The organism is Spirosoma arcticum (genome assembly GCF_054779955.1).
This window is the reverse complement of record NZ_BAAGXG010000002.1, coordinates 214303-226100: the sequence shown is the minus strand read 5'-3', so window position 1 is coordinate 226100 and position 11798 is coordinate 214303. Positions and strand designations below refer to the sequence as shown.

General features: G+C 52.2%; 4 protein-coding genes. 1 reads left to right on the top strand and 3 read right to left on the bottom strand.

Annotation, left to right across the window (positions count from 1 at the left end):
- Positions 1 to 35: 35 nt before the first annotated feature.
- The 3 genes from ACYVHB_RS05350 to ACYVHB_RS05340 all read right to left on the bottom strand — a co-directional run bounded on the left by ACYVHB_RS05350 (position 36) and on the right by ACYVHB_RS05340 (position 8206).
- Positions 36 to 3257 (bottom strand): VCBS repeat-containing protein, encoded by a 3222-nt coding sequence (locus ACYVHB_RS05350; protein ID WP_461050341.1) that lies wholly within the window; start codon positions 3255 to 3257, stop codon positions 36 to 38.
- A gap of 185 nt (positions 3258 to 3442) precedes the next feature.
- Positions 3443 to 4996, bottom strand: coding sequence for a RagB/SusD family nutrient uptake outer membrane protein (locus ACYVHB_RS05345; protein WP_461050339.1), 1554 nt, complete (start codon positions 4994 to 4996; stop codon positions 3443 to 3445).
- 111 nt (positions 4997 to 5107) lie between these two features.
- Positions 5108 to 8206, bottom strand: coding sequence for a SusC/RagA family TonB-linked outer membrane protein (locus ACYVHB_RS05340; protein ID WP_461050337.1), 3099 nt, complete (start codon positions 8204 to 8206; stop codon positions 5108 to 5110).
- A 485-nt stretch (positions 8207 to 8691) separates the two neighbouring features.
- Between ACYVHB_RS05340 and ACYVHB_RS05335 the strand changes: the two genes are divergently transcribed.
- On the top strand, positions 8692 to 11661 hold the full coding sequence (locus ACYVHB_RS05335; RefSeq protein WP_461050335.1) for an FAD-binding and (Fe-S)-binding domain-containing protein: 2970 nt from the start codon (positions 8692 to 8694) through the stop codon (positions 11659 to 11661).
- The last annotated feature ends 137 nt before the right edge of the window (positions 11662 to 11798 follow it).

Here is an 11798-nt window from a genome sequence, read left to right as displayed (position 1 = left end):
TGCTCAATCACAGTCCGCTACGGTATTCATCTGAATTATTTCGTCTTTCTAAGCGTCAGCACCTTCTGGCCGTTTACCCCGACAAGTAGTTGTTGACCCACTTTCTTAACATCGCACACATCGCCCCGGATAAACAGGCCTGTCCTGGACGACGGTATCTCATCGAACTGCCAGTTGCCCCGATTGCTCAGCACGACGCCGTGGTTAGCATCAACTTTGCCAATGCGCAGCCGCATCCGGGAGTTATTACCCATTAGCAGCAGGTCAATTGTGCCGTTGCGGTCAATATCGTCTGTCAGAATCGCGTAGACGGGCGCGTACTGAGCCGACAGCGGCAAAGCATGGGGCACAAACGTACCGGCCTTGTTTTCTAAAACGAGCGTTCGCAGTTCGGTAATGTGTCTGGTTTTGGCCTGGCGTAGTTGCTGCTCATCGAAACAAGCTTCGAGCGACGCATCGGCGTAGGCTTTGTAGGTCGTAAACCGCTTCCGTAACGACGGCAACTGCTCGCAGATTTCGTCGCGTGAATAGGCGGGGTACATTTTCCCCTGAACGGCGTAACTCATAAAAAAGTCGAGCGTACCGTTCTGATCGAAATCGTCGTAGGTAAGCGTAGCGGGCTGTTCCTCACTGGCTTTAACGGGCGTGTTCTGCCCCATGTTTCCCAGCACCAGATCCGTGTCACCGTCACCGTCTAAATCGGCTTTTTCAATGCGGTTCCACCAGCCCGACAGGTTTTGGTACGCCGTTTGGTGATCGACTAAGAGCCGCCCTTTCTGGTTGAGCAGCACCGTCACGGGCATCCACTCACCCACAATTACCACGTCTGACCAACCGTCTTTATCCACGTCAAGCACGGACGCATCCGACACTAATCCCAACCGGCCCAGCGACTGTTTAGTAAAATTGGCCCGCCCGTCGTTAACCAACAGAAAACTTTCGTCGGCAGCCGGAAACCGGTACGGCTTCACAAATCCACCAACGAAGAGATCCAGATCCCCGTCGCGGTCGACATCGAGCGTTTTCACACAACTGCCGTTTTCCGACTCCAGCGGCAGGGATTTAGTGGAAAACCCCTTCTCGGCACTCAGCCAAAGCTGATCCTGTCGTTTGGCCGCGTCATTCACCGCGTAACCGCCATTGACCACGTACAAATCGGGCCGTTTATCGCCGTCGAAATCGGCCAGTACTGCATCCGTATTAGCCGCACCAACAAAGCCAGGCAACGTCTGCGGACTGAACAGACCACTCGTTTGCCCGAGAAAAAGCCTACCGGTTTGCTGAGCACTGCCGCAGATAAACACATCCTCCTGCCCGTCGCCGTTAACGTCGCCCACGGCCATGCGCGGCCCAATGGCTGCGTATTGCATCGGTAACAACACCTGCCGATCAAAACTATTCGTTGAATCAATCCGATGCACGAAGTCGACACCGGCAACCGGTTGAAACATAGCGTTTTCTGTACTCAGTTTTGCCGAAGCGCCGGGAACGGACTGACGGTAGTCGAGCACCAGCATCTGATTAGGCGCAACCCGATTGAGGGTCTGCGTACGGCCATCGGGCCAGTCGATCAGGACACGTACGGCCGGTGACTCACTGCCCAGTCCGAAAATTAAATTACTGTGGCTGCACGATTCAAATCCCCGTGTGGGGTAAAATTCCTGCGTCTGTCGCTGCCCGTTTGTTTCTACCGTCACCGTTGCTCCAATGCCAAATGGATTAGTAGCTGACCCTTTCAACCGAACACTCAGGTACGATGCATCCGTTGTTTCGCGGCTGGTGTTTCGGTAAACACGGGCGGTCTCGTTCAGGTTGTTTGTGATAATATCCAGATCACCATCATTGTCCAGGTCAGCGTAAGCACATCCGTTGGAAACAGTTGGCTCGTCGAAACCCCACGCGTCCTGCTCATTGGTGAACGTTAGGTCTTTGTTGTTGCGAAAGGCGTAGTTTTTGGTTGGCGTCGAGGGCATTTGCCGAATTTGTTCCAGCACCGGCACGCCCGTTTGTCCGGCATCATCGGAAAACCTGATAAAATCGGCGTTGGTGAAATCGCGCAGAATGCCGTTACTGACGAACATATCCTTATAACCATCCAGGTCAAAATCGGCCAACAGAACGCCCCAACTCCAATCCGTACCCGACACACCCGCCAATTGCCCCACTTCGGCGAACTGGCCATTTGGCTGCTGAATCTGAAGCATGTTGCGCATGTTCTGGTGCCAGAATCCGTTTTGGAGTTGCGCCTGATACACGTTCCAGTTGTCGGGCCAAGGCAGGGTTTTCTGCCGGGCGTTGCTTTCCGGCAGCATGTCGAGCGTCATGATATCAGGCCGGGCATCGTTGTTCAGATCGGCTACGTCCGCGCCCATTGCCGAGTAGGACGTATGCTCGACGCGCTCGCGTAGCTCGTCCCGGAATACGCCGTTCCGCTGATTGATGTAGCAGTAATCGTCCTCCACGTAATCGTTGGTGACGTAAATGTCGGGCCAGCCGTCGCGGTTTATGTCCGAAATGGCGCAGCTCAAACCGAAACCCAGCGCGTTCCCTTTGATACCGGCCTGCTCCGACACATCAGTGAAGTATCGGCCTTCGTTTTGAAACAGTTTGTCGCCCGCGTTTGGGTCACGCTCAGCCCGCATCACGGCCGCTTCTTTACGCTGGTAATTTTTGAGGTTGTGATTGATAAGGAAGCAGTCCAGATCTCCGTCGCGGTCATAATCGAAGAAGGTTGCCTGCACGGAGTAGCCCACGTCAGCAAGCCCAAATTCCGTTGCCCGGTCAGTAAATGTTAAGTCTTTGTTGTTGATAAAGAGCTGATTCCGGCGCAACGAGTCGGGGCGTAAGCCCGAGTAGCATACGTACACGTCAAGCCAGCCATCAGCATTAACGTCGGCCAGCGTAACACCCGTTTTCCAGGCACCCGTACGGCCGCTAATACCCGCTTTCGCCGAAACGTCGCTAAATCGTAGCGACGAACTGGTTACGTTCCCCTTATTGATATATAGTTTATTAGTCGACTGGTTGCCAGTAAAAAACAGGTCGACAAGACCGTCATTATTCAGATCACCAGCCGCTACACCCCCACCGTTGTAGAAATACTCGAATGCCAGTACATTCTCCTGTTCGGTTTCCTGAAGCTGATTAATAAACGTAACGCCAGTCGCCTGCGGATTTGTACGCTCAAAGAGAGGAGTTTTCTTCTGGCAGGCAGTGCTGATTACAAGCAGAGAGAGCGAAATAAACCACGTTTTCATTACCATTAGAAACGAATAAAAACGTGTATAAGTGCCGACGCTTTCTGTTCCCCAACGCTAAAGCGGTGAGCTAATACCGGTATCGGATAAACAGTATTAGCTCACCGCTTTAGCGTTGGGGAACAGAAATACAAACGGCAGCCCGTTGGGGCTGCCGTTTGCAATTACAACTCGACGGAACCAGCTTAGTAACCGGGGTTTTGCTTCAGGTTCGGATTGGAGTCGATAGCCCGTTGGGGAATTGGGTACACGGCCCGTGTTTCGGGCGATGCCTGTGCCCGCTGATCAACTGGTGCGTTGAACGTACCAAAACGAATCTGATCCGTCCGACGGTGTCCTTCCCAATACAGTTCAAAACCACGCTCCGCCAAAATAGCCTTATCATCGATTGGCGTTTTAGCAGCCACACCGCGAGCAGCCCGCAGATTATTCACAATTGTAGCAGCCGTAGCACCCATTGGGTCTGTACCACCACGCAGGATGGCCTCAGCTTTCATCAGCAATGCATCGGCATACCGGAAGAAAACGTAGTCCGTACCGATATTATCAAAGTTACCCGGCTGTGGCAAGTACTTGATCACGCGAATACCCTTCGCTTCAGTCGCGTAGTTAATGTTGATCTCCGGCGTGAAAACAAGCGGAGCACCACCACGCTCTTTCAGCGCTGCACCAGTTGCATCGGTCTGCTGACCAACCAGAAATCCAGCTCTTACACCAATTTTGTCGGTCAAGCCTGGAATCGCACCACCCAACCGCTCATCAGCTTTGTCGAAGCTGTTATAAAAATCAGCCAGAGTAGTGAAGCCATTCCAGCCACTCGGTGGCTGACTGTAGTGCAGGGTCATGTAATACCGGTTGCGAACGCTCCCAACGTCATTACCCTGTGGCTTATTGATGGTGAAGATCAACTCTTTCGAGCGTGTCCGGTTCTCCCAGTGGAAGTTATCAAAATAGGTACCCTTCGCCTGCAAGCTATAACGCCCCGCAGCCTGAATAGCGTTAATGTACTGAATCGCCTTGTCCATATCGGCCTTAGCAAACGTAAATGGTCCGGCTGGTTTGGTAGGGTCATTCGTGTAAACTGCCTTGTTCAGGTACATTTTCGCCAGCAAGAACTGAGCGGCTCCTTTCGTAGCAACCGTAGCAGCGCCGTAGGGTAGAACAGCTTCGGCCGCTTCCAGATCTTTGATGATGAAGTCGGTCGCTTCCGTACGGGTGAGTACTCTTGGATTGGCCTCTAAACCGTCTGTAGTCTCCCGGAATGGCACTTGACCATACAAATCAACCACATAGTGCATGAAGAACGCCCGCAGAAACTGAGCTTCCGCCTTGATCTGGGGCGTAGCATTGGCTGCTGATGCCACCTGATTCGCCCGGAAAACGGCTGAGTTCATCTGATCCCAGGCGTTAGATACTTGATCGTGCGAAGGGTCCCAAGTGTGCTGGTGTAATTTCCGCCATGTACCAAAGTCGTCCCAGTCAGTACCGCGCGTTGGTCCCATCATCTCGTCTGATGAGTGCTCTTCCATCGCGTAAACGCCCCCTTGATCCGCTAAGACGTTCAGCGATGTATAAACACCGCGCAGAGCAGCCGTCGGGTCAATCGCCACATCAGATGCCGCACCGGATTCCGACGAAATACCATCGAGCACCTTGTCTTCAAGATCGGTGCAACTTGCGGTTGCCAGCAATATTACAGCAAGTGGCAAACCAAGTGACCTAAACTTTATAGTTGTCATTTTTAAACGTGTTAAGTAAGTTGTCAAACTGTTACATCATTTGGTGACTTTCCTCAAACTGAATAGTATACGATCTGTAGCACCATTCAGTTTGAAGAATTTCAAGAAACTTTAGAAACCAACGTTTAAACCCAGCGTGAAGGTTCGGGGCGTTGGAAACGCCGTGTAGTCAAGGCCACGCGAAGGAACCTCATCGAGCGTTTTGTTCGTATTCACTTCTGGGTCCAGACCCGTGTAGCCCGTGAAGAGCAACAGATTTTGACCCGTCAACGAGACGCGCAGGCTTTTGGCAAAACCGCCCTGCGGCAAATCGAACGTGTAGCCGATGTTTGCATTCGACAGACGTACAAAGTCAATTTTCTCTAAGAAACGCGTCGAAGGCGAACCAACGTTCAGCGCATTTTCTGAGCTGGCAGCTACGTCTTTCGTTACGTTCCGGCCGTTTCTGAGGATACCTTTCAGGAACAGCGCGTTGGCCGTATTGTTGTAGATGTATGCCCCGAATTGACCATTGAAGAAAATGCTGGCTGATAGTTTGCCAAACGTGAAGTTGTTGGTCAAACCGAGGTTATACTTCGGAATTGGATTACCCACGATTGACGCAACACCGTTGTTCGCGTACTGAGCTACGTTTTCGATACCGTCTGATGTAGTACCGAAGCCCGTGAACGTAGGCAGGTTGAACGAGAAAATCGAGTACCCATCGCGAAAGGTCTGCGCGTATGCTCCTGACAGTCCCTGACCACTAACGGTGCCGGTGTTGATGTTCGTACTACCGAAGTTCCTGATAGTGTTCGTCAGATACGTAGCATTGGCCAGAACCTCCCAGCCGAATTTTTCTTTCTGCACGGCCTGGAACACTAATCCCAACTCAACACCACTGTTTATCACGTTACCCGGCAGGTTGATGAACCGGAACTGAACGGCGGCAGGTTGCGCGTACCGAATGCGGAACAGCAGATCAGTGGTCGATTTGTTGAAGTAGTCAACAGTACCCGATAAACGACCCTTCAGGATTGTGAAGTCAAGACCAGCGCCGTATTGTGTCGTCTGCTCCCATTTCAAGTCCGGGTTTGGGTTGTTATTCTGCGTCAGCGAACCATCGGTGTTAGCGGTGAAGAGCACCCTCGATGCACCTCCGTTGAAATCCTGACTACCCGTGATGCCAAAGTTGAGCCGCAGTTTCAGATCATCAAATACATTCTTTGGAATAAAATTCTCGTTCGACAAACGCCAGGCGGCACCTACCGACGGAAAATAGCCATACTTGTTATTTGCACCAAACCGGGACGAACCATCGACCCGCAACGTACCTGTCAGAATGTACTTTTCGCCAATGTTGTAGTTGACCCGGCCGAAGTACGACTGTAGCTCATTTTGGCTGCGGTCTGAACCACCCAAAAACGCTTTGTTGTCACTGTTGTTAACGCCATCGATGTTGTCAACGAGCGGAATTAGGCTGGTGGTGAAGAATTCAGCCCGAACAAAATCGCCCCGGTTTTCAAACTTCTGGTAGGAGAATCCGACTACAGCGTCCAAGACACCTGCTCCAATCGTCTTACCGTAGTTCAACGTGTATTCGATCAACTGAGAGCCCCGGTGACGATTCTGAATGTAAGCCCGGCCCCGGTTAAACGTATCATTGAAACCACCCAGGTTTGGATCAATGGCCGTCCGGCGAACGGCATTTGACGCGTCCAGACCGAAGTTGATCTTTGCAGACAAGCCATCAATGATGCGCCACGTGGCCGACACGCTGGCCAGCGTCCGGTTTGTATTGCCCGTGTCGTCAATCTGATCCAAAATAGCAGCTGGATTTCGATAATCACCACTGTTGCGGGGGTACGTAACGTTGCCAGCACTGTCCGTAACCGCAGGAGCGTAGAAGAACGATCCATCGGGATTCCGAACGGGGTTGCTGGGGTTCGCCTGAATCATGGCCCCAATTAGATTGCCCTGCGCACCGGCGTTGTCCGTGTTCAGCACGTAGGTGTCTTTGATGCCCGAGGTTGTCAGCGAAAGGTCTAGCACAACTTTATCGTTGAACAACTCATGACTGGCATTAACCCGACCTACCAAGCGTTGCAAGGCTGCTTTCTTGATAATACCCTGTTGATCTGAATAGCCAACCGAGAACAGGTAGCGCGTATCCTGATTACCACCGCCAAAGCTCACATTGTAGTTCTGCGAAATACTCGTGCGGAAGACCTCTTTCTGCCAGTCAGTGTTAGCACCCCGGTCAACGGCAGCCCGGTCTCCACCAGCAGCTACTACACCCGTCACGAAACTGGGGCCATCGAGCAGGTCGTACGTACGCAGGGGCGAAGACACGCTCGTGGAAGCCGACAGGTTCACCTGCTGCGAACCGGCCCGGCCGCGCTTGGTCGTAATCAGCACAACGCCATTGGCACCCCGTGAGCCATAAATAGCGGCCGACGAAGCATCTTTTAACACCGAAATGTTCTCGATGTCATTCGGGTTAAGAAAGTTGAGCGGGTTACGTGCCGACGTTGTACCACCCCCAAAATCCTGACCGCCAGCACTCACATCACCACCATCGAGCGGAACGCCGTCAATAACGTACAACGGATTACTGTTGCTACGCACCGACGTTGAGCCGCGAATCTGAATGTTAATACCCGCACCTGGCTCACCGCTTGATGGTGTAATCTGCACCCCAGCGGCCCGGCCCTGTAGCAGTTGCTCCGGCGAAGCGATAACTCCCTTGTTAAAGTCTTTCGGCCCAAGAGCAACAATACCACCCGTGATATCCTTCTGCTTCTGTGTACCGTAACCAACAACAACTACTTCCTGTAATGCCTTCGTGTCGTCGGCTAATTGGATGTCTACCGTCGACCGATTACCTACGGCCACTTCCTGCGTGGTGTAACCAATGAAACTGAACACAAGCGTTGCGTCGTTGGTCACATCAGCTAAAGAGTACGTTCCTTCTCCGGTCGTGTTGGTACCACGGGTAGTTCCTTTAACCTGAATACTTACCCCCGGCAAAACAGATCCCGTAGCATCCGTTACCTTACCCGTTACGGTGCGCCCCTGCGCCCATGTATCCTGGTTGCTCAGCAACAGTATCATTGCCAGCGCTGTCAGGAAGCGAACGAGCGCTTTGTGTACGGCTGGCTGGGACTGGAATTGTCCAGTCTGACCTACGAAACCACCGAAGCGGTTAATTATGTAGGATTTGTCCATCATAGGTTTAAAATAAAAAGTTAAAAATAGGTACGCTGTTTCGGTTAGAAATTACATCCCTCCCACTTCTTCATTTAATGAGGGTCTTCTAACTAGGCGAACTACTACCACACACCGCAAAAATAAGTGTATCTACCTGAATCGTAGTAACCTGAAGAGAAAATATAGAATATAATCCCGAACCAGATAGCAAATTACACCATGTAGCCTTGAAAATACAAATGTCAATTAGTTAAAAATAGGTTAGTCACGGTTAAAATCGTATCATAATTATTGTTAAATAGTTGATTGATATTTATATTATTCTACTAAGATAAAATCTCAATACGCTATCAAGCAGATGGTTATTCATATAGATTTTATAATTATAAGAAGAAATATGCTGTCGACAATTTTTGAACGGCTACACCAAAAATTTTGTAGTATTTGTAGATAATACCTCTCAAAACGGAGTAAGGTGGTTTACCAACCGTTATTCTTCCGCCTTTATGAACGCAGAAAACCTTCATGCGTTAGCCAACCGGCTATCTGGTGACCTTTTTACTGACTCTACCCAGCGGACCCTGTATGCCACAGATGCCTCGTCTTACCGGGAAATGCCTGCCGCCGTTGCCATCCCTAAAACGGTCGATGATTTAAAGAAATTAATCGCTTTTGCCAGTCAACACGGTGTCCCACTTATCCCACGCACGGCCGGTACGTCGCTGGCCGGTCAGGTGGTTGGAAGTGGTATTGTAGTTGACGTGTCGAAGCATTTTACGAAGATTTTAGAAATCAACCCTAACGGATGCTGGGTGCGGGTGCAGCCGGGCGTTATTCGTGATGAACTGAATCAGGCACTGAAGCCATACGGGTTGTATTTCGGGCCGGAAACGTCAACGGCTAACCGGGCAATGATTGGCGGTATGGTTGGCAATAACTCCTGTGGTTCCAACTCAGTTGTGTATCGTGCTACCCGCGAGCATACACTGTCGGTGAAGGTACTGCTGGCCGATGGCTCCGAAGCTGAATTTAGCACGATGAGCGGCTGGGAGTTCACCAAAGCCGTTGGTGAGGCCAGCCGCCGGAACGGAACGGCTACCCTGGCCGATAAAATTTTGCTTCAAACCAATGCTATTCTGACGGATTCCGCCAATCAGGAAGAAATCCGGCGCAACTTCCCCAAGAAAAGTATTGAACGGCGCAACACTGGCTATGCCCTGGATGCTCTGCTCGACATGGAACCGTTCACGGCGGGTGGTGAACCATTCAATTTGGCTAAATTCATCGCCGGATCAGAGGGAACGCTGTGTTTCATGACCGAAATCAAACTCAACCTGGTGCCGCTGCCACCGAAAGAAGGCGGTTTGGTTTGTGTCCACTGCCATTCCATCGACGAAGCGCTACGGGCTACGATTGTCGCGCTTAATTACCAGCCCTACGCCGTTGAACTGATCGACGATATTATTCTGGAGCGGGCTGATACGAACCCTGAACAGCGTAAAAACAGCTTTTTTGTTCAGAAAACACCCTCGGATCATTTCCCTATCATCCTGGTTGTCGATCTCTCGCGGGACACCCGGGCGGAGATTGAGCAGGTTGCCGCCCGGATGGAGGCCGACCTGCGCGAAGCCGGTTTGGGCTACCATTACCCGCTGCTTTTCGGCGACGACACCAAAAAAATCTGGACGCTTCGCAAAGCCGGGCTGGGTCTGCTCGGGAATCTGCCCGGCGACGCAAAAGCAGTTGCGGTAATTGAAGACACGGCCGTTGATGTGCGCGACCTGCCCGATTACATTCGGGAGTTTAACGACATTCTGACGAAACATAAGATGCACTCCGTTCACTACGCCCACGCGGGGTCGGGCGAGCTGCACCTCCGGCCGATTATCAACCTCAAAACCGAAGAAGGCCACCGGCAGTACCGGATGATTGCCGAGGAGATTGCCACGCTGGTTAAAAAATACGATGGGTCGCTATCGGGTGAGCACGGCGACGGGCGGCTCCGGGGTGAGTTTATTCCGCAGATGGTGGGTGCCCACAATTACGAGTTGATGCGGCAGGTTAAACATACTTGGGACCCACAAGGCATTTTTAATCCCGGCAAAATTGTGGAAACGCCCCCGATGGATACGTTTCTGCGTTATGAAGCCGGTCAGCAGACACCGGAATTTCAGACCTATTTTCGCTACAAAGACCAGAACGTACTCCAGCACGCCGAGCAGTGCAACGGCTCCGGCGACTGCCGCAAAACCGAAGCATCGGGCGGCACGATGTGTCCGAGTTACATGGCCACCCGTAACGAGAAAGACTCGACGCGGGCGCGGGCCAATATTTTACGCGAAATGCTGACGCGTTCGCCGAAGGAAAACCGCTTCGATCATGAAGAGATAAAGGAAGTTTACGATCTGTGTCTGTCGTGTAAGGGCTGCAAAAACGAGTGTCCGTCGAACGTGGACGTGTCGAAGTTAAAAGCCGAGTTTTTACAGCACTATTACGATGCCCACGGCGTACCGATCCGGTCGCGGCTGATTGCTAATTTCGCCCGGCTATCGGGTCTGGCGTCACTCGTGCCTTGGGCCTGGAACGGCGTGTTAGGTACGCCTACCCTTCGGCGCATCGCTAACCGCATCGTCGGCTTTCACCCCGACCGGACGATGCCGATGATGGGGAGAACGACAGTGAGAAACTGGTTTTCCACGCGCCCTCACCCCCTGGGAGAGGGGCCGGGGCGGTCCGGCGTTCCAGTGAGGGCGCTTTATCTCTTCTGTGACGAGTTCACCAATTATAACGATGTCGAAGTTGGTCAGAAGGCGATTCAGTTGTTCGAGCGGTTGGGGTATGAAGTTATCATTCCTGAACATGGCGAAAGCGGGCGGGCAGCTCTGTCGAAAGGGATGCTCAAATACGCTAAAACGCTGGCCGAGCGCAACGTCCGGGCGTTGAAAGAAGTCATTACCGCCGAAACACCATTGGTTGGACTGGAGCCATCGGCCATTCTGACCTTCCGCGACGAGTATCCCGATTTGGTTGGTGAATCGCTCGTGGCCGATGCCAAACGCATTGCGGAGAACGCGCTCACCTTCGAAGAATTTTTCGCCCGTGAGGTGGAAGCGGGGCGCATCCGACCAGAGCAGTTTACGGACGAAACCCGGCTGATTAAATTGCACGGTCACTGTCAGCAAAAAGCCGTATCGTCACTTGTGCCAAGTAAAAAAGCGTTGTCGTTACCCAAAAACTACACCGTTCAACTGATTCCGTCGGGTTGCTGCGGCATGGCGGGATCGTTTGGCTACGAAGCCGAGCACTACGACATCTCCATGCAGATTGGCGAATTAGTCCTGTTCCCAACCGTTCGGCAGCAACCCGACGACGTAATTATTGCCGCGCCGGGCACATCCTGCCGCCATCAAATTAAGGACGGGACAAGCCGCAGGGCCAAACACCCGGCTGAGATTTTGTTCGAGGCACTGAAGTAATCTGCACCGCTCGGTCGGTGCGGGGCGTTTGTTAGCGCTATCTATTGCCGGGCATGGGGGGACCTTTGCCACAATAAGGTTATTCGGGGCTGGCGACCATTCTGAAGGGAAAGGAACTGGCCCATAGAAAAGGATCG